The organism is Bacillus sp. S3 (assembly GCF_005154805.1).
Lineage (GTDB): Bacteria > Bacillota > Bacilli > Bacillales > Cytobacillaceae > Neobacillus.
In genome coordinates, this window is sequence record NZ_CP039727.1 from 3,180,254 (window position 1) to 3,200,236 (window position 19,983).

At 39.4% G+C, this 19,983-nt stretch carries 23 protein-coding genes; 4 read left to right on the forward strand and 19 right to left on the reverse strand.

Annotated features, from left to right (window positions below; translation table 11 throughout):
* Positions 1-21: 21 nt before the first annotated feature.
* Complete coding sequence (locus tag FAY30_RS27225) at positions 22-189, forward strand: hypothetical protein (RefSeq protein WP_190284665.1); 168 nt, start codon at positions 22-24, stop codon at positions 187-189.
* Between the two features lies 1 nt (position 190).
* On the opposite strand, the gene FAY30_RS15260 is transcribed toward FAY30_RS27225, so the two are convergent.
* The 10 genes from FAY30_RS15260 to FAY30_RS15305 all read right to left on the reverse strand — a co-directional run bounded on the left by FAY30_RS15260 (position 191) and on the right by FAY30_RS15305 (position 9,657).
* Positions 191-886, reverse strand: a complete 696-nt coding sequence (locus FAY30_RS15260; protein ID WP_149870671.1) for a hypothetical protein — start codon at positions 884-886, stop codon at positions 191-193.
* 139 nt (positions 887-1,025) lie between these two features.
* Positions 1,026-1,247: a YozE family protein gene (locus tag FAY30_RS15265; protein WP_149870672.1), complete on the reverse strand. Its 222-nt coding sequence runs from the start codon at positions 1,245-1,247 to the stop codon at positions 1,026-1,028.
* A gap of 111 nt (positions 1,248-1,358) precedes the next feature.
* Positions 1,359-1,643, reverse strand: a complete 285-nt coding sequence (locus FAY30_RS15270) for a YokU family protein (RefSeq protein WP_149870673.1) — start codon at positions 1,641-1,643, stop codon at positions 1,359-1,361.
* Between the two features lie 13 nt (positions 1,644-1,656).
* Entirely contained in the window at positions 1,657-3,087 is a 1,431-nt protein-coding gene (ablA, locus tag FAY30_RS15275; protein ID WP_149870674.1) for a lysine 2,3-aminomutase, read from the reverse strand.
* Between the two features lie 144 nt (positions 3,088-3,231).
* A complete protein-coding gene (locus FAY30_RS15280) occupies positions 3,232-4,626 on the reverse strand; it encodes a sigma-54 interaction domain-containing protein (protein WP_149872732.1) in 1,395 nt (464 codons plus the stop codon).
* A gap of 63 nt (positions 4,627-4,689) precedes the next feature.
* Positions 4,690-5,544 (reverse strand): putative beta-lysine N-acetyltransferase, encoded by an 855-nt coding sequence (ablB, locus tag FAY30_RS15285; protein ID WP_149870675.1) that lies wholly within the window; start codon positions 5,542-5,544, stop codon positions 4,690-4,692.
* Positions 5,545-5,660: 116 nt separating this feature from the next.
* On the reverse strand, positions 5,661-6,929 hold the full coding sequence (locus FAY30_RS15290; protein ID WP_149870676.1) for a peptidase: 1,269 nt from the start codon (positions 6,927-6,929) through the stop codon (positions 5,661-5,663).
* Between the two features lie 23 nt (positions 6,930-6,952).
* Positions 6,953-7,624: a 3-oxoacid CoA-transferase subunit B gene (locus FAY30_RS15295; protein WP_149870677.1), complete on the reverse strand. Its 672-nt coding sequence runs from the start codon at positions 7,622-7,624 to the stop codon at positions 6,953-6,955.
* Positions 7,609-8,301, reverse strand: coding sequence for a CoA transferase subunit A (locus tag FAY30_RS15300; protein ID WP_149870678.1), 693 nt, complete (start codon positions 8,299-8,301; stop codon positions 7,609-7,611). The genes FAY30_RS15295 and FAY30_RS15300 overlap by 16 nt, the downstream gene beginning before the upstream one ends.
* Positions 8,302-9,657, reverse strand: a complete 1,356-nt coding sequence (locus tag FAY30_RS15305; RefSeq protein WP_149870679.1) for an aspartate aminotransferase family protein — start codon at positions 9,655-9,657, stop codon at positions 8,302-8,304.
* Positions 9,658-9,838: 181 nt separating this feature from the next.
* Here FAY30_RS15305 and FAY30_RS15310 point away from each other — a divergent pair, with 181 nt between their 5' ends.
* Positions 9,839-11,200 carry a TrkH family potassium uptake protein gene (locus FAY30_RS15310; protein WP_149870680.1) on the forward strand — a complete coding sequence of 454 codons (1,362 nt, stop codon included), beginning with the start codon at positions 9,839-9,841 and terminating at the stop codon, positions 11,198-11,200.
* 55 nt (positions 11,201-11,255) lie between these two features.
* Here FAY30_RS15310 and FAY30_RS15315 read toward each other — a convergent pair whose 3' ends face one another.
* Entirely contained in the window at positions 11,256-11,411 is a 156-nt protein-coding gene (locus FAY30_RS15315) for a YjcZ family sporulation protein (RefSeq protein ID WP_149870681.1), read from the reverse strand.
* A 119-nt stretch (positions 11,412-11,530) separates the two neighbouring features.
* On the opposite strand from FAY30_RS15315, the gene FAY30_RS15320 reads away from it, so the two are divergent.
* Positions 11,531-12,127: a DUF502 domain-containing protein gene (locus tag FAY30_RS15320; protein WP_149870682.1), complete on the forward strand. Its 597-nt coding sequence runs from the start codon at positions 11,531-11,533 to the stop codon at positions 12,125-12,127.
* A 114-nt stretch (positions 12,128-12,241) separates the two neighbouring features.
* Here the strand turns inward: FAY30_RS15320 and msrB are convergent, their stop codons facing one another.
* The 3 genes from msrB to rsgA form a co-directional block, all read right to left on the reverse strand.
* Positions 12,242-12,673, reverse strand: coding sequence for a peptide-methionine (R)-S-oxide reductase MsrB (gene msrB, locus FAY30_RS15325; RefSeq protein WP_149870683.1), 432 nt, complete (start codon positions 12,671-12,673; stop codon positions 12,242-12,244).
* Positions 12,663-13,154, reverse strand: coding sequence for a peptide-methionine (S)-S-oxide reductase MsrA (gene msrA / locus FAY30_RS15330; protein WP_411675497.1), 492 nt, complete (start codon positions 13,152-13,154; stop codon positions 12,663-12,665). The genes msrB and msrA overlap by 11 nt, the downstream gene beginning before the upstream one ends.
* 198 nt (positions 13,155-13,352) lie before the next feature.
* On the reverse strand, positions 13,353-14,420 hold the full coding sequence (rsgA, locus tag FAY30_RS15335) for a ribosome small subunit-dependent GTPase A (protein ID WP_149870685.1): 1,068 nt from the start codon (positions 14,418-14,420) through the stop codon (positions 13,353-13,355).
* Positions 14,421-14,757: 337 nt separating this feature from the next.
* On the opposite strand from rsgA, the gene FAY30_RS15340 reads away from it, so the two are divergent.
* Positions 14,758-15,510 (forward strand): DUF4397 domain-containing protein, encoded by a 753-nt coding sequence (locus FAY30_RS15340; RefSeq protein WP_149870686.1) that lies wholly within the window; start codon positions 14,758-14,760, stop codon positions 15,508-15,510.
* A gap of 32 nt (positions 15,511-15,542) precedes the next feature.
* Here the strand turns inward: FAY30_RS15340 and FAY30_RS15345 are convergent, their stop codons facing one another.
* From FAY30_RS15345 to FAY30_RS15365, 5 genes are all read right to left on the reverse strand, one after another.
* A complete protein-coding gene (locus tag FAY30_RS15345; RefSeq protein WP_149870687.1) occupies positions 15,543-16,121 on the reverse strand; it encodes a YpmS family protein in 579 nt (192 codons plus the stop codon).
* Positions 16,122-16,946 (reverse strand): SGNH/GDSL hydrolase family protein, encoded by an 825-nt coding sequence (locus FAY30_RS15350; RefSeq protein WP_149870688.1) that lies wholly within the window; start codon positions 16,944-16,946, stop codon positions 16,122-16,124.
* A 111-nt stretch (positions 16,947-17,057) separates the two neighbouring features.
* Positions 17,058-17,633: an SCO family protein gene (locus FAY30_RS15355; RefSeq protein ID WP_149872733.1), complete on the reverse strand. Its 576-nt coding sequence runs from the start codon at positions 17,631-17,633 to the stop codon at positions 17,058-17,060.
* A gap of 77 nt (positions 17,634-17,710) precedes the next feature.
* Positions 17,711-18,868 (reverse strand): Ger(x)C family spore germination protein, encoded by a 1,158-nt coding sequence (locus FAY30_RS15360; RefSeq protein ID WP_149870689.1) that lies wholly within the window; start codon positions 18,866-18,868, stop codon positions 17,711-17,713.
* Positions 18,852-19,973 (reverse strand): GerAB/ArcD/ProY family transporter, encoded by a 1,122-nt coding sequence (locus FAY30_RS15365; RefSeq protein ID WP_149870690.1) that lies wholly within the window; start codon positions 19,971-19,973, stop codon positions 18,852-18,854. The genes FAY30_RS15360 and FAY30_RS15365 overlap by 17 nt, the downstream gene beginning before the upstream one ends.
* Positions 19,974-19,983 lie beyond the last annotated feature (10 nt).

Genomic DNA, 19,983 nt, shown 5'->3' on the forward strand with positions numbered 1-19,983 from the left:
AAGACAAGATGAGGTGGTTAAATGTTACATCTGCAGTCGAAATTAGAGGCATTTAGAGACGATGTTAACCGTGAGGATGGGGTCACCCTCCAGCTATTTGAGAAAATTATTGACACGATGTTTTCTTTGATAAAATGGGCCGGTATACCGTTTGTGATATATTTATTTTTTGTGATTTCAGGTTGGTAGCTTATACATGGCTCTTGCCATCATTACTTACAAGTGTTTCTAACTTTCTGAGAATCACCCGCATTACTTGATAGTATTCTTGATCCTGAAACATTTCATATAAAATCCGGTAATCGTTAAATATGTCTAATAGATGATCAATTAATTCCTTTTTTTCCTTTTTCCGTTCCATTTCCTCAAATTCTGCTTTTCTGATCATATTTTGAAGTTTAGGATTTATTTCGGCTGGTTCTTTCTTATTGACTAAGTATAGAAGACCAAGTTTTTGGATAAATGTATCTGCACTCTCCGCATCAGCAACAAGGGTCAACTCTTCTTCACCTGCTTCAAGCCATTCCCCATCACTTACCCTTGAAAGTTCATAAATGACATCTTCCCAGGCATCCTCTTTGTAACGCCAAATTTCTGTCCGAAAGCCAACGACCTTAAATAAATCGGCACCATAACCGCTTACTTGAACTAAATCACCGAAGAAAAACTTATACTCTATATCAATCTGTTCTTGTTCCATAACAGTGCCATCATATTCTGAAAGTAATTGTAAGGCTTCTTCAATGAATAAGCCGTCACTCTTATTTACTTCATAAACATACTTACCTTCCAGCCATTTTATATCTGTTACCTTTCCGACGGTGCCATAAATGGTGATCACTACCGTATCACCAATCTGATACTTTGGTTTTTTTCTTTTTGCCAATGTCCTCCCATCCCCTCAAATGGATTAGTCGTAAAAATTGATTACAATAGTATATGCACGGGAAAAAATATCGCGCATGCCTTTTATAAATTGGAAAAATCGCCTCTAAATTTAAAGGCGATTCCTTTGTTCTTAATATTCAACTTTCGGAGGCAATATATTGCTGCCATGCTTCATCAAAAATTGTCATCGAGTCTAAATATTGTCCATTTAGTTCGAGATAGGAACTCAATTCATGGTAATCCTCCGCTGTCTTCGGAAAACCATGGTCCAAATAGGCATGGTTTGCAAACGAACTAATTGCATCCTTTGGAGCAGGATGTCTATATTTCATTAAAAAATGATAAAATGATTTTCTCATAAATGATTGCCCTTCTTTTTTAAGATACAGTTTTTAATTACTATAGCGGAATCTTTAGAAATCGTCCAGAAACAATAGAAAAAAGCGGCCGGGAATATCCGGGCGCTTTCTTTACGAGGAAAAATCAAAATAATTCTTTTTTAATAATCTTGGGATTTTCATTAAGTCTTCAAAGGTAATGATCTTTTCAATTTTCTTGCAATCAATTAAATACAAGTGATTTTCAATTTCTTTGACAATAACCTCGCTTTGATAAACCATGTCACAGTCGGGACAGCGGTATGTGGGAGTTTCAGTAATTTCAATCGCCCGCGAGCCATCCGGTAATTCCCAGTAAACAGATTCCGTGGTTTGTAGTACATTTGGACTGGTACACCATTCACATTCAATATTCACGTATACTGCCCCCTTAGTCCTTAATTGACTTTTCGGGATTATTAGTTTCTTGACTCCCTTTCGCCTTTTCAGTCAACGCATTAAATTTCTTTTCCTTTAACTCATCCCGTTTACTTCGTTTATCCTTTAGTGAGGTATGGGCAGGATCTTGATTATAATCCTTCCGGCGGTTTAGTCTTGTTAAACCTTCCGGAACCAGATTAAAATGTTGATCATTCATAATTCCGGCAATACCAGCTAGCGACCGCTTCTCTTCCATTTCCGGATAAATTTCTTGAAAATAACCTTCTGCTCTGTCTGGTACATAATTCTCGGGTTCCGGGTAAGAAGTAATAACACCTTCAAAGTTGCGGAGTACAACTTTTTCCGGGCTTTGGGAAATTAAATAATTCGGCTGCAGGGCAATTTTCCCGCCGCCGCCAGGGGCATCCACGACAAAGGTTGGTACAGCATAGCCGCTTGTATGTCCGCGAAGTCCCTCAATAATTTCGAGTCCCTTTGAAACCGGTGCCCGGAAATGGCCGATTCCTTCTGATAGGTCACATTGATAAATATAGTAAGGGCGGACGCGAATTTTCACAAGGTCATGCATCAGCCTTTTCATGATTGGAACACTATCGTTAATTCCGGCGAGAATAACCGACTGATTCCCTACAGGTACTCCGGCGTTTGCAAGCATTTCACACGCCCTTTTTGACTCTTCAGTGATTTCGATTGAAGTATTAAAATGAGTATTCAGCCAAACAGGATGGTATTTTTTCAAAATATTGCAGAGGTTCTCAGTTATTCGCTGCGGGAACACAACTGGTGCCCTTGTTCCAATACGAATAATTTCGACATGGTCAATATCGCGCAAATTTTTCAAGATATATTCCAAAATATTATCATTGATTAACAGCCCATCCCCGCCGGATATTAATACATCGCGAACCTGTGGCGTTTGCCTGATGTAAGAAATGGCTGCATCCAGCTGTTTCTTCGGAACCCCCATCCCAATCTGACCAGAGAACCGTCTTCTTGTACAATAACGGCAATACATCGAGCATTGATTGGTCACAAGGAAAAGTACGCGGTCAGGATAACGGTGAGTAAGGCCAGGGACAGGAGAATCTTCATCCTCATATAAAGGATCCTCTAAGTCATACTTTGTTTTATAAATTTCCTTGGAGATAGGTACGGATTGCATTCTGATTGGACAGCGTGAATCATCTGGGTTCATCAAAGATGCATAGTATGGAGTAATATTTAAGGGAATTGTTTTCGTCGAAATTCTTACCCCTTCTTCTTCATCGGGTGTTAAATTAATCACCTTTTTTAGATCATCTGCTGTTCGGATGGTATTAGTTAATTGCCAGAGCCAGTCGTTCCACTGTTCTTCTGTAACATTTTTCCAAAGTTCAATATCCTTCCAATGCCTTTTAGGTTTATATAAAAATTGTTTCATGATCCATTCCCCCTAAACCTTGCTATACTTATCTCTAATGCAAGAATCGTGCCATCCCTTCAGAATGGCTCAGATATCACAATTTATTGGAAATTCATAATCCCTATAAATTAATTCAAAAAAAAAGCGCCGAAAACTCGGCAGCTATTCGTTCATTTTTTTCAGTTTATATTGTAACGTTTGCCTTGGAATCTCTAAAAGCTTTGCTGCTTGGTTAATATTCCCCTCGCTTTCTTCCAAGGCATTCATAATCAGTGACTTCTCAACGGCTTCAAGATTTTTTCTTAATGATAATCCTTCAAGCGGAGAACTTTTCACTTTAGTTTGCGAAGGATGCTGACGGAGCATAATTGGCAAATCCTCATACCTTAAGCGACTGACTTCACAAACATTCATCATATATTCCACTGTATGTTTCAGTTCCCGGACATTCCCCGGCCACTGATAGTCGATGAAAAATCGTTCAAGTTTCTTTTCCACACCTTGAATTTCTTTTTTTAGTTTTTTATTAAACTCTTGAACAAAATAATGCGTTAAATACAATATATCTTCTTTTCGCTCCCTTAATGGAAGGAGTGAGAATGTAAACACATTTAACCGATAATAAAGGTCAGACCGCAGCTTTTGTTCCATAAGAGCCACGTTCGGATGTACATTCATTGCGGCGATGACACGCACATCAACAGAAATATTTTGCGAGCTTCCGACCCTTCTTACCATCCCGTCCTCTAAAACACGTAGAAGCTTTGCTTGCAGTTCGATTGGCATTGTATGTAATTCATCAAGAAAAAGGGTACCCCCGTCAGCAAGTTCAAAAAGGCCTTTTCGCTCAACTGCTCCTGTATAACTGCCTTTAGCAGTGCCAAAAAGGATACTTTCCAGCAAGGTTTCCGGTATGGCCGCACAGTTTTGGGCAATAAAGGCCCCGCTTGATCGGTGCGATTCATGATGTATCCCCTGAATAAATAATTCTTTCCCGGTCCCAGACTCCCCGTAAACGAGAATAGGAGAATCTGATTTTGCCAGCTTCCTTGCTTCATCAATCAAGCTGCTGAATTCAGGGTTAACTGTCATTAAATCACTTAATGTATAGTTTACTTGCTTCGCTCCCTTTTTCTTCTTACTTTTATTGACGCCTTTTTGTAAATCCAATAATCTTTCTGCCAGTAGTTTCATCCGCGAATAGTCTTTAGCAATTTCAACGGCACCGATAATTTCTTCTCCAAGAAAGATTGGCAGTGTCGTATTAATGGTATCAATTCTTGTCCCATGTAAATTAAGATACACCTGTGCTTGATTATAAATAGGCTTCCCCGTTTTAATGACCTTCAGCAGTGTACTTGACTCTTCTGTCAGGGAAGGGAATGCGTCAATCAAATGCCTTCCTTGAACTTCCCTGACTTCCAGACCATCATGCTTTGCTGCTACTTGATTATAAAAAATGGTTCTTCCTTCAGTATTGACTACATGGATGCCTTCATCAATGCTCTTAAGAATAGCTGTCAGAACTTCTTGTGTTAACGCCGTTAATTGAATGATATCCTTCACCTGCCCTTCTAGCCATAATAGGGTGCCGAAAAATTGGCACTATCAGCCGAAATATTAGCAAGTTGCCAGATTCTTTACCCACATATTCATATTTTCAAGTTTGTCATAAATATAACAATTATTCATGAACCTTCCCCGATAGGAATATTCAAGTTGAAATAAAACAGCATTCATGCCGAAGGATAATGATCTGGCAATAGAGTATGCACAAAAGATACCATTTTGCTTCAATTCACGCTCAAGCTCATGAAGAATAATCTTCATCAGTCCATATTTCCGATGTTCTGTTAATGTGGCACAATCCGTTAATTCAGCATTTTTATAAAAGGTATTGATTTCAGCAGAAGCGGCACTGACAATTTTTCCTTGATGGAAAAAGACATAATAGATTGTTCCCTCCTGCATCGTCTTTTTTACATATTCCGGATCGTGTAATGGGGTTGGATAAATTTCAAATACTTGTTTATATAATGCGGAAAGTTGGGCGGCACAGCTTTCATCCGCCTTTTTTAATTCGTACTCCTTCGGCGGATACATTTTTTCCACGGATGTGTCTAAATGATAAATACTTTGAATCAACCCATCCTCGGTAATCCACTGTTCATTCTGCTTGCGGTCTGGTGTATAAAATTTAGAAAAGAAATAGGCGTCAGAGCCAAGAAAATAGCGGTCGACCACCGCTTCCGGCTGAAGGCCTTTTTCAAAAAAAGCAATAAAATCTTCGCTGCGCACCTTTATGATTAGCTTTTCCGCATGATGATGATGAACAAGCTCTTCGGCCTTATCCAGAAGCAAATGTGTATTTCCGCGATAATCATCCACACGAATTCGTTTATTAAAAGGATCAAGGTACACTTCGAGGTAATAGCTTTCCTCTTCAAGATAAATGGTGGATGCAGTTTGGTTCATTTAGATCACTCCTTTAGCACATCCTATTTGAAAAAAGTCTAGCCTAGAATAAAGCCAGACATTTGCCTATTTCTATAAAACTATTATACCAATTAATTGTAAATGATTGTAAAGGACTATTCAGCCACTTCACACCATTTCAAAAGTGTTAAAGCGATGATTTCACTTGCAGCAAACAGATCCTCCAAATGGATATGCTCATTAGCATCGTGAGCCGTTTCGGTTATCCCGGGCCCGAACACAACAACAGGAGTATTTCCTACGGTGGAAAGAATTCCGCCATCCGTTCCCCAGGGACTTGCTTCCACAACAGGGGGTTCTCCCTTTACTTCCATGAAACTCCTCTTTAGAACATTCATCAAAGGATGATCACTTTCAAGACTTCCCGGCAGCCATCTAGCACCAAACCATTCAATTTTAAGAGGATTTTCATGGAGCCATCCATCTTGTGCACATAATTCCCGCAGGCAATTTTCCATTTCAACTTGTGCCGATTGTATCATTTCTTCCGGCGATACCCCCATTCTTCCTTCGATAATAGCGCTGTCAGGCACCGAAGAAGGCCATTCGCCGCTTTTGATCTTGCCAATGTTGATCGGAATGGGGATTGGGATTTTTTCGAATAGGGGATCTGTAATCCTGGCATTTCTATTTTTCTCTAACTGTTGTAAGCGCTGAATCACAAGCAGCGATTTCTCGATGGCACTGACACCTTCGTATCTAGTTCCCCCGTGAGCGGCCTTTCCTGTCACAGTAATTCGGAACCACATCGACCCTTGCTGCTTCGGGAAAAGCTTCATATTAGTGGGTTCTGGAATAATGGCCCCGTCCGCATGATATCCTCGTAAAACCGCTGCTAGCGTTCCTGCCCCGCCGCTTTCCTCCTCAATCACACTTTGAAAAATAACATCCCCCTTTAACTTAATTCCATTAGCGACCAACGATTCTATCGCCATGAGGAGCGCCACATTTCCGCCTTTCATATCGGTTGCACCCCGGCCATACAGCTTACCGCACTCTATCAGACCGCTAAACGGGTCATGAGTCCAGCTTGACTCCTCCCCAACTGGCACAACATCGATATGACCGTTTAGAATGATAGATTTGCCTCCCCCTGCCCCCTTTAACACGGCTACCAAATTAGGATTTCCATCAAAGCTTTGGCGGTCGCAGAAAAAGGCTGGGTGATTTTTTAAGTCATCACTGCCAATTTCCCAAATATCTAATGCTAATCCAAGCTGCCGGCATTTTTCTATCACTAGTGCTTGTGTACTACTTTCATTCCCCCTTGTGCTATTTTCACGAACAAGAATTTGTAACAATCTTGCACCCCGGGCTCGATTCTCCTTTAACCACTGCTTAATTTGGTTTTCACGGTCCTTCAACTGAATCACTCCTCCAGGCAGATTTACAATAAGTATGGAATACGACGAACAGTTTCAGCTATTTTAAATTCACATCCTGTTTTATTTACTACCTCTTCTAAACTGTATGGTGCAAACATTTCCGTCAAAAGCAGGCCATCTGCAGTGACCTTGAAAACAGCTAAGTCGGTGATAATAAGGTCAACCGAGCGAGCCGAGGTTAGTGGTAATGTGCAAGAGGGAACAATTTTCGGCGCGCCATTCTTGTCACAATGATTCATGACGACTATGACTTTTTTTGCCTTTTGCGCAAGTTCCATTGCTCCACCCATGCCGGGGACTTTTTTGCCGGGAACAATCCAGTTTGCAAGGTCGCCTTGTTGGCTGACCTGAAGCGAACCTAAAATGGTAATATCAACCCTTCCACGGCGTATCATGCCAAATGCAATGGCACTGTCACAATAAGAACCTCCACTGTTTATTGTGACTGGGAAACCACCGGCATTGCATAAATTTTCATCCTCTTCTCCCTTGACAGGGCTAGGGCCCATCCCGGTGATCCCATTTTCCGCATGAAACATCACCATGGTCTCCTTTGACAAATGGTTAGGAACAAGTGAAGGGATGCCGATGCCAAGGTTGACTACCATTCCATTTCGAATTTCCTCCGCCGCCCTTTTCGCCATTTGATTGCGCACATCTACTCCCATGCCCAATTCCAATTCACCCCCTTAGAAGGAATCAAATAATCAACAAATACTCCCGGAGTAATGATTTCTTCAGGAGTGAGACTGCCGATTGGGACAATTTCTTCTACCTCTGCAATCGTAATCTCTCCTGCCATCGCAACAAGTGGATTGGTATTACGGGCACTCTTGTCATAAATTAAATTTCCAAATTCATCCGCCTTTTTTGCATAAACGACGGCGACCTCGGCGGTTAAAGCAGTTTCTACAAGATATTTTTTCCCCTCAATCATACAGAGCGGTTTATTCTTCGATACCATTTCATTATCCATCCCGATATCTGAAAGAAAAGCCGGCAGACCGACACCCCCGGCCCGAATTCTTTCCGCTAAAATTCCCTGCGGTGAAAACTCCACCTCCAGCTTACCTTTATGCATCAGCTGACCTGCAATCGGGTTAGAACCAATATGCGAAGCAATGACCTTCTTGGCAAGTCCCCGGCTGACTATTTTCCCGATGCCGATGTGCGGGAAACCTGTATCATTCCCTATCAAAGTAAGATCCTGGATCCCTTTTTTCAATATCCCATCAATCAATGTCGGTGGAGAACCGACCCCACCAAAGCCGCCAAACATGATTGTCATGCTATCGTGAAAGAATTCCATCGCGGCTTCTAAGGTTGTGACTTTTCCAAATGAATTTTCCATCTAACGATCACCAACCATTCCTGGATTTATTTGGTTTGAAAAGGCAGCAAATGTTTCTTTTAATAAGAATACTAAGATCTCAATCTCTTTATTAGTAATCGTTAGGGGCGGGGAAATAATGATGGCGTCACCGTTCACTCCATCAATTCCAGCACCGGCAGGGTATACGAGGAGGCCTTTTTCCTTTGCAAGCGCTACTACATTTTGAGTAATTAAAGACTTTCTCGGAAAGGGGGTTTTCGTTTCGCGATCTTCGACAAATTCGATGCCAAGCAGTAAGCCTTTGCCGCGGACATCCCCGATAAATGGAAATATATCACTTAGTTTTTCAAGCTGATTTTTCAAATAAATCCCTTTGGATTCTACTTCTTTTATAATTTCGTTTTTCTCTAAATATTCAAGGACAGCTAATGACACGGCGCATGATTGGGGATTAGCACTTAATGTATGACCGCTCATCACTGACTTTGTTCCTGCCAAAATTGGCGCCATCACCTTTTCACTTGCAACCGCTGCCGCAATAGGTGCATACCCTGCTCCCATTCCCTTGCCAAACGCTATAATATCCGGAATGACATCCCACCGCTCACAGGCTAACACCGTTCCCGTTCTGCCAAATCCTGTCATCACTTCATCAGCGATAAATAGAATATTGTTGTCCTCGCAAATCTTTTTTATCGTCTTAAAATACTCTTTTGGCGGTGCAATAGCGCCGCCTGCAGCACCGATAACAGGTTCAGCGATAAAGGCTGCAATTTGGTCAGCGCCAATCCGCTTGATCGCCGTTTCCAATTCCTGTGCACACATATAACCGCATGATGGTGCTTCAAGATTGTATGGACATCTGTAGCAATATGGCGGGTTTATAACTGGAAAATCCTCTAAAAGTGGAACAAACCTTGCTCTTCTCCCGGCATGACCGGACATCGACAGTGCGCCTAATGTGATCCCATGATAACTGACCCATCTTGATAACACTTTCGTCTTTGTCAAAATACCTTGCTCCTGCCAGTACTGAATCGCCATTTTCATCGCCGTCTCTGTTGCTTCCGAGCCGCTGTTCACAAAGAAACTCCAATTAAGCTCTCCCGGAATCCACTCAGCAATTTTTTTCGCCAGCTTTTCAGCTGCCTCACTTGTAAATTGCGAACGATACACAAATGAAACCTTTTTCGCCTGTTGCTGCATCGCTTCAATGATTTCGGTTACACCGTGCCCGATATTGGCGGTAACGGCACCTGAAGCAGCATCAAGATATTTCTTCCCCTCCACATCATATAAAAAGACCCCTTTGCCATAATCAATGACCGGGTATATTTCATCGAGCAACGGTTTAATGAGAAACGATTTTTTCATAAGACACCACTTTCTTTTATTAAATAAGTCTTATTTCATTGTATGAAGGGAATTTTCATTCTATCATCTCATTGAAGTCGTACGGATAAAGAAATATTAAATCGTGGTCTTATCAAACTATCTTTTACTTTTTGGCATAGGTATTATAGAATGACTGTAGATTACAGAAGGAATGGGTCATATGAATACAATAAAAAAACTTCAATCAAAAACGAAGGAACTATCGACTATACAGTTAATCGTCATTTTTTATTTGTCTGCATTAATCGTTTCTACATTGTTACTAAAAATCCCTCTCGCCCATCGAGAAAATGTTTCGCTAAGTTTTATTGAGGCGATGTTTACTTCTGCCAGCGCCATTAGTGTTACAGGTCTAAGTGTCATTTCGTTAAAGGATACATTTAGTAACTTTGGTATCTTTCTATTATGCCTGATTCTACAATTAGGAGGACTCGGGGTCATGTCCCTAAGTACCTTCCTCTGGATTATGCTTGGTAAAAAGGTAGGTTTGAAAGAAAGACAACTGATTATGATTGACCAAAACCAATCAAAGCTTGCCGGGTTGGTGCAGCTGGCTAAACGGATTTTCATTATTTTTATTTCCTTTGAATTAATCGGCGGCATTATTTTAGGTATTTGGTTCATGAACTATTACAATAGTCCACTTTCTGCTTTTAAACATGGATTTTTCGCTTCCATTAGTGCGACAACAAATGCGGGATTTGATATTACCAATGAGTCTCTTAGCCCATTCAGCCACGACTATTTTGTTCAAACGGTGATTATATTTTTAATGATTGTTGGAGCAATCGGATTTCCAGTGATGGTGGAGATTTATGAATTCTTATTAAGTGTAAGAATCAAGAAAAAATTCCACTTTACCTTATTTACGAAATTAACAACCTTAACCTTTATCATTCTTACTGTATTGGGAGCACTATTTATTTTTCTTCTTGATAAAGATAACTTTTTTCAAAATAAAACGTGGCATGAATCGTTTTTTTACTCGTTATTTCATTCAGCAACAACAAAAAGTGCCGGGCTAACGACAATGGATATTAATGAATTCACTCCAAGCAACCAGTTGTTTTTATCGATTTTGATGTTTATAGGCGGTTCACCAAGCAGTGCAAGCGGAGGTATCCGCACAACCACATTCGCGATTGTTATTTTAGCGATTATTTTTTATGCGCAGGGGAAAAGCTCGATTAAAATATTTAAAAGGGAGCTGCATAGTGAAGATGTGCTTAAATCATTTATTGTACTCACAACTGCGGCTTTTCTTTGTTTATGTTCGATTTTAGTCCTTTCGATTACTGAGCAGGGCACACTAATAGAGGTCATTTTTGAAGTTTCTTCAGCTTTCGGTACAAATGGATTATCGATGGGATTAACACCAAGATTAACTACTTTTGGACAGATCCTTATCATTATCTTAATGTTTATCGGGAGAGTGGGCATTGTTACGTGTTTACTCATCTTACGAGGCAAAGGCAGTAAGGAAAAATTCAATTATCCAAAGGAAAAGGTTACAATCGGTTAATATTTTCTTTTCCAACCAAAGAAAAAGCTGACACCACGTGTCAGCTTTTTACATTTTAACAAAAGTTCCAGCTTGCGCCGATGATGATTAACAAAATAAATAGGACAACGATTAAGGCAAAGCCGCCAATGCCGAAGCCGCATCCTCCAACAGGGTATGCCGGATAACCGCAGCAGCCATCGTATCCATATCCACCAAATCCTCCATACATTACACGATCACTCCTCAATAAATTGTATCTTTTCCATGTTACTTTATGTACTATACACTTGACCTGTATGTGCATTCGCCTATATTATGAGAGACAATGATAAAAATGTGGGTGATTCGATGAAATCAATAATAAAGAATTTTGTTAATGGTATTTTAACCATTGTGCCGATTATTCTTGTGATTTATGTTATTTATAAAACATTTTTGTTTCTAGATGGCTTGTTAGGAAACACGCTGAGACCGTACTTAAGAGAAGATTATATTCCTGGATTTGGCTTATTGACGACCATTATTTTGATTACCGTTTTAGGCTGGCTGTCGACAAAGTATATATCCGGAAAAATTATTAGACTGATTGACCGGCTCCTCGAAAAGATTCCCGTAGTCAAGACGATTTATTCTGTCATTAAGGATACCGTTCAATCCTTCCTTGGCGATAAGAAATCATTTTCCAAGGTGGCATTGGTAATCATACCGGGAACTGAGATGCGCAGTATTGGCTTCATCACTTCGGAACAATTAGAAGATTTCTACAGCCCTTTAAAGAATCATGTGGCCGTCTATATTCCGCAAACATTTCAGGTTGCAGGATTTACATTTTTACTCCCAAAGGAGCAAGTTGAGATTATCGATGTAAAGCCTGAGGATGCGATGAAATTTATCTTATCTGGCGGGATGACTACATCTTCAAAACAAAAAGTGGAAAACGCATAAAGAAAACTCGCCGATTGGCGAGCCGTTAGGCGCAGACAGATACGTAGGTGCACTTATGCCTAATAGGAAAGTTATACTTTCCTATCGGCAAAATAAAAAGCCGCACGCGGCTTTTTATTTTGCTTCAAACAGTTTGGAAAATTCTCCGTAACCTTTGTCTTCAAGCTCTTCCTTAGGAATAAAGCGTAGCGCAGCAGAGTTGATGCAATAGCGCAGGCCGGTTGGTTCCGGTCCGTCATTGAATACGTGGCCTAAATGGGAGTTAGCAGATTTACTCCGCACCTCCGTCCTGACCATGAAATGACTATAATCTTCTTTTTCAGTTACTTCTTCCTCTTCCATCGGTTTCGTAAAGCTTGGCCAGCCGCAGCCAGCATCGAATTTATCTAGCGAACTGAATAGCGGCTTACCGGAAACAATATCGACATAAATCCCGTCTCTAGTTTCATTCCAATATTCATTGCGAAACGGCGGCTCTGTCCCATTATTTTGCGTTACATCATACTGGATGGGTGTCAATTCTTTTTTCAGATCTTTATTTTGCATGTTCGTTCCCCCAATGCCTTTCGATAAAACCGGCCCGTCCTGATCCGACATGGTAGGACTCATAATGAGCTCGGTTTTTCTTATAGTAGTGCTGATGGTACTCTTCAGCAGGATAAAAGGCTTTCGCCGGTAAGATCGGTGTAACGATTGGCTTCGTAAATCGGCCGCTCTCCTGCAATCGCTGTTTAGACTCTTCAGCAAGTCTTTTTTGTGATTCATTATGGTAGAAAATTGCCGTTTGATACGATTGCCCCCGGTCATAAAATTGTCCGCCGGTATCTGTTGGGTCAATTTGCTGCCAAAATAACTCCACTAATTTTTCATACGGGAAAACATCCGGATTAAACGTAATTTGCACAGCTTCAAAATGTCCTGTTGTATCGCTGCAAACCTGCTGATAGGTCGGGTTTTCGACGGTTCCTCCTGTATATCCCGACAAAACACTTATAATGCCCGGCTGTTCATCAAACGGCTTCACCATACACCAGAAACAGCCGCCGGCAAAAGTTGCTAATTGATGTTTATCTTCCACTTTCCCACCCCTTTTCATCTTTACCTAAAAGTATACCGAAAGTTTGCTTGAAAATAAAATCTTGGAACTGGACCTATCCCAAGGTGAATTCAAATTCTAATTGAAAAATAAAGCCGAACCAGTCCATCCTGGCTCGGCTTTATCTCTTTATCGGCTTTTTCGCTGTTTCATTTGTTTGTTAATCTGTTTCCACTGTTTCCTTTCCTCAGACTGTGCCCGCTTATCAGCTTTTCGTTCAATAAACGCCAATTCTTTTTGCAGCTTGTTGTAGCTATACAGCCGCTCAGCCGCTACGAATCCATCCTCAATCGCCCTTAACACGGCACAGCCTGGTTCATCCTCATGCCGGCAATCTCGAAAATGACACTGTGATGCAAGGTCTTCAATTTCTGAAAAGGTTTCCGTTAACCCTTCAGAACTCTCCCATAATTGCAATTCTCTCATTCCGGGTGTGTCAATTAAGATACTGCCATTTGGCAATAAGATTAGCTCTCTATGGGTCGTTGTATGTCTCCCTTTCGCATCGTCCTCTCGGATTTCTTGAACCACTTGCTTCTCTTCACCTAATAATCGGTTCGTTAAGGTCGATTTTCCCACCCCTGAAGATCCAAGCAAGGCAACCGTTTTACCGGGCTGTAAAAAGGGGGTCAACTTTTCAAATCCGCTCATCGTCTCGGAACTAATCGGAATAACGGGAACACCGCTAAAGGCAATAGCTTCAACCTCAGCTAATCTTTTCTCCATATCTTGACATAAATCTGCTTTACTTAACACAATGACAGGCTTTGCTCCGCTTTCCCATGTCAGCAGTAAATAGCGTTCGATTCTACGTAAATTTAAATCTTCATTTAACGAATTAACAAGAAAAACAGTATCAACGTTTGCAGCTACAATTTGTTCTTCAGCGGTGGCACCAGCTGATTTTCTTGAGAACTTACTATTTCGCGGTAATACAGTGAAAATAGTCCCCTTCCCTTCAGTAAATCTGGGTTTCAGTGAGACCCAGTCACCCACTGCAGGGAAATCCTCTCTAGTGTGAGCCTGAAAACTGAACTTTCCCGAAACCTCACATAATAATTCACCCTTTTCGGTCCAAACCCGATACATCCGCTTGTGCTCAAGGGCCACTCGGCCAATAATCAAATCCTCAGTTGTTTTTATCGATTCAAAATTATTCTTTACCTTTTCAGTTAAACCCATTGTTACTAAATTCATCCTTATTCCTCCAGCGAATCTTTATTTTTTTAAAATAAAAAACCATAGGCACACACAGCCCATGGTTGTATTCGCGTCGAGAAATAAAGGGTATTAAAAAGAAGACCCTATACGGCAAAAATTTGGGCTGTGCAAACAATATTCAACTCAACTGCAGTTCTCTTCGTTTCAATTAACATTGCACGTCACCCACTTTCAATCATATTTATAAATAGTATATGCAAAAATAATCCACTTGTAAACAAAAATTCCAATTTTCCGCAAACAGAAGGTAGACACCTACCTAGATTAAATTGAATAAATTATTAGTATCATTAACATGAGAGGAGTTGATAAAATGACCGAGACAAGAAATCAAGCTGATTATCTTCAAAAAGCCGCCATGTATGATTTATTAGCACAATATTATAAGTATACTAACCCAACCTTACACATGCATTTCTATTTAAAACATTTTAAGAACATGAATAAGGCAATGAACATCATGCGCACAAATTCGCCCTCACAGCATGGAGAAGCAAAAGTCCGGCTGCTTCATACCTCCCATGATGCACCCAATATTGATATGTATATAAATGGAAACCGCGTCATAAAGGATCTGCCATTTACACAGGTTAGTCAGGAACTTTCATTAAATCCGGGAAAATACCATATCGATATATATCCATCAGGGAACATGGTTGATAGCATCATCAATAAAAAGATAACGGTTGAAGGGGGAAAATGGTACACGCTGACAACAATTGATTCCGTTAAAAAGATGCGTCTGCTAATATTTTCAACTCAGCCAGAGGTCCCATTAAATGAAGCAAAGGTTCGCTTTATTCACTTATCACCAGATACCCCGCCGCTTGATATTGCCGTGAAGGAACGCGATGTAATTTTTCCTAAAGTTTCTTACAAACAAGCAACAGAATATTTAGGATTAACCCCAATGACCGTTGACCTTGAAGCTAGAATGGCAGGCAGTAAAGAAATTGTCCTGCCAATGCCAAAAGTACAATTTAAAGCAAATGAAAGCTGTACGATTGTATTTCTCGGTTTATCTAAAGGCACACCCGAATTTCAAATTATTAGTATCAAAAATTAAAAAAATAGGTGCCCGTATAAGAAACGAGGCACCTATTTAAAAGGTACTAATATTGTAAAAGCAATGTCGTCTTTCTTAAGATCAAATTTATTAGCTTTGATTTTCAAATCACTTTTCAATTTTAATTGCTGCATATGGACATAGACAAGATGATCATTCGGTCTAATATCGACCCCTTTTGGAAGCTTATAGTTTTCACTAATAAAATTTAAAACATAAGAGATCGGAAGATGTAACTTACCGACAGACATTGATTTCTGTTCTAAGACTAGGTCACCATTTTTTTGTGCTACAGGCTCAAAGGTCAACTTTAAATTTAATCGTTCACTAAAAAACGGCAATGTCCCGTATAGTTCGACTTCTTCCCCCAATATGACCCGATAATCAATTGGCGAATCAGCAGCTTCTTCCTTCAGGTAATGATTAATAAGTCTATTTAAATCGTATTTATTTGATTTGACATGAAAAGAAACATGATCACCAGTTGGACTCTTTAATTTACTTATTCCTTTTTCGTTCACTGGGGCCAAAACCAGCGATAAAATAATTGTAGCGAACAAAAGGTTGATTCCTAACAGAAGCAGGAATCCAATTTTCCATTTGTTTTTCATCTAATTCTCCTCTGTACTTACCGTATAGGGCATATTCCCCAGATCAGGGATTACACGTTCACTCAATGTCTCGTTTAGCCTTTCGGCAATCAATTCATAGCCTTTATCATTTGGGTGGAAATGATCAGTATATAAAAGATTTTCGGCTGCATTTAAGAATACGTCTTCTATTTCTACAAAATAGGTATGGGGATAATTGGCAATCACATGTTGACCAACTTGATTCCATTCGGCAACAATTTGATCCATTTCTTTTATATCAGAAAACCACATTGAAAATGGATTGTACAGGCCGACCAATACGATGGATGCATTGGGATTTTCCTGAACAATCGTATCGATAATTTGTGTTAGATGACCGCGATAGGAGTCTTTTTCCTTAATAAAATCAGATATCTGCAAATTTGATATATTGTCCTTTACGACTTTCATAATATCATTGCCGCCAATGGTTAAGATGATCAAATCTGCTCTCTGCAATACATCTTTCATTTCCGGGGTTTTGAGACGTTTTAACAACTGTGTTGTTCGATTGCCCTTTACACCAAAATTATAGAAATCAACTTCCTGGATCCCTTTTTCTTTTTCCAGCATAGTTTTTAAATAGGGTAAGTAACCGCCTTGACCTGTACTATCGCCAACACCTTGTGTTAAGGAATCACCTGCAGAAACGATTGTTAATTTTCGCGGGTAAAAATCAGCAGGGATTTGTGCCAAAACCTGTGCTGCAACTTTCTTTTCCTGATGGAGCATTAATGGATTGGATTGATTGCATGAACATAATAATAATACCAAGAGAATTAGAGGGGTGAAAAACTTTTTCAATTTTATTCACCTGCCTTCTAAACTAATTTTATTATACCACGACTCGAATCATACAAAACAAATATGTACTATATCCTATTCTTGGCAAAAAAAATAGACCTATATAATGGTCTATTGCAATATTTTAATATCACTGATGATTTCATCAAAGGGTACATCCTTGAATCCTTGATAAGATTTTTTGATATTGCCTTCCTGATCTACTAGATAGATATAAGTCTGATGAATCACTTGGTCACCTTCTTCAGGTTTCTTCACAAATGTTTTGAATGTTTTTGCAGCGTATGTTTCAATAAACTCCTGTGAGTAACCAGTTAAAAACGTCCAGTTTTCCAAATCAACACCGTATGGTTTGACATACTTTGTTAATATTTCGGGTGTATCTACCGTTGGATCAACACTAAAGGAAACGAATTCCACATCCTTCAGGCCTTCATCTTTTACCATTTTTTGCAGCTTCGTCATATTGGATGTCATTGGAGGGCAAACGTCCGCACAGCTGGTAAAAATAAAATCGGCAATCCAAACTTTCCCCTTTAAATCTTTTAAGCCAAACTCCTTGTTGTCCTGTGTAGTCGCGGTAAAATCCTTAACCGGCCAATTAACGGCATTTTCGATTTTTTTCCCGCAAGCGGACATTATAATTGCACTAATCACCAAAAAAACAAACAAAAACCGTGCCTTCATCGTATCACCTGCTACCTTTTCTATTCCATAACGTGAATAGTGTAACAAAGAAATGAAAAAGAAGAAAGTAAATGGCTTTAATCAATAGAACCAGTCTTTATTATTGTATTTTTTACTTCAACATCAAATTTTGCATTTTTGTATATTCTTTTCCATCCTTTTTTTGAAATCCTTTTCCCCCGTGTACTGGCAATATATTTTTCCCCAAATCCTACAGGATCCACTTCATTCTTTTGTAAAGTTAGAAGTAATTTTTTAATCTCTTTTTCCATTTCTTTATTTGCTTCATTTTCAATATACTTAATATTCTCCGGAGTAGACAAATCTAACGGCTCTGTCGCTTCCAACAATATTGATGCCAAGTCTATCTCTATCTTATAACGAAGGTTTTGTTTGTCGATTAATTTTATTGTAGAATGACTGCGAATATTATCAAGATTAAGATAAAATTTATTGTAAACCGTTCGATAAGCAATATCTTCTACTTTCCTGATGACTTTATTAAATCGGGAGCGGCTAAAACCAAGTTCGAATGATCCGGATTGATATTTATCTGATAAGACTTTTAAGTAAAAAAGTTCGTCACTATTGAGTGTATCTACCATCTTGTCTTCCTTAAAAAGGGCAATCCCCGATATGATAATGGTCCCATTCTTTATTTTTAAAATGGGCAAGACTGGATCCTTTCCATGATCACTAAAGAAATGATTGAAGTCATGCAGTGTGGGAGAAAGGAGCTGCTCACTTTCAACATTTTGTCTAATTAAATTATATAAATATGTCCCAAGATCTGCTTTAAGATTCTTCTGTTCAATATTTAAAATGGATGAAGCATCACCTTCCGCAACTGTTAAGTAAACCGTATTTCCAATGCTTGGATCTCGATTAATGGCATCTACAAGCTGGACAATTCCACGTTTAGCCAATTCCCTGCTGTAGATCACACAACGAAGCTGTCCCATGACAAGTCTTTGATCTGTTTCAAGATTTTGCTCTTGTCGTATTGCCTTACTTGTATTGCCGTCAACAGTAATGATTTTCGTTAGATTTTTTGCTAGGGGATCAAATTTATGGACAACTGCTGTACCCTTAATCCGATTTTCCTGTTCTAAATCATACCCTACAGCCGTCATTAATCCTAACTTTTCCAACTGTTTCCGCTCAACACATCCCGATAAAAAAATGACACAAGAAAGTAGAGCAGCCAGCAGATTCCGCTTAGGACACTTCAGCATGTGATTTTTTCCTCCTTAACATCCGCTTTTTGACGAAAACAATTATGGAAAGAACAATTGGGTAACAATAAGCCGCATAAAACCCTATTCTTGCGACTAAATCTGTAACCACATTCATTTGATATCTTGCTTTTATAAAAAAAGTAGTACTAAAAGCAAGTAAGGCAATGATCCATACCCCCCATTTTTGCTTTTGTTTTAAAATTCTTGAAAAACCTTTTGAGGCCGCCCATAAGTAAGTACACAAATTAGGTAATATCACCAGCATCCAAAAGGAAACAACAATAAATTCAAACCTTTCTAGATTGGGAAGCTTGACAACTTTAAACATTGAAATCACAGGCCAGATAACATTCTTAAGACTGTCTTCTGCAAAAAAGATAATGGAAATAAATGTAAGAATCGTAAATGTGAGTGTCGTAAAAGCATTTCCAATCTGGACATAAAGATGGGCTTTCTGTTTTTCCTTAATGAAAGGATAGATAAATAAGATTAATTCAAAGCCCATCATCGATAAAGTTGTATTTTTTGCGCCCATTAGCAGATGTTTTACATCCACATTCATAATCGGAAAAATATGCGCAATGTCCGAATACCGTAGAGGTACTATTTGAATCAAAATAAGCCACACTGTTCCCATCACAGATAGAAACGCCACACCAACTATCACTCTAATTCCACCATAAACAGCATAGACGGCGATCAGTATAAGAACGAAAGCAAGCTGCCAAGTTGGTAAAGTTGTAAAAATCCACACCTGAACAATTTCTATATAGTTCATAAAAATAATAAAAAAGCTTGCGGACATATAGCACATATAAATAATACTTAGAAAATTACCAAGCCATTTTCCGAATACATCCACATGAATTCCGTATAAATCGGCACTTTCATATTGTCTTAGCATCATCATAACGAACCACAAAACAATTGAACTGAACACCCCGCCCAATAACACAGAGATCCAGGCATCATGCTTTGCATCTAGAAAAACGACTCTTGGCAGCCCGATAATCCCTACTCCAGCTTGCACTGAGTGAATAATAAACATAAGAAAAAAAGCATTAAACAAGATACTCTTCTTTGGATGTAAATTCACCTTCATTTTGTTCGCT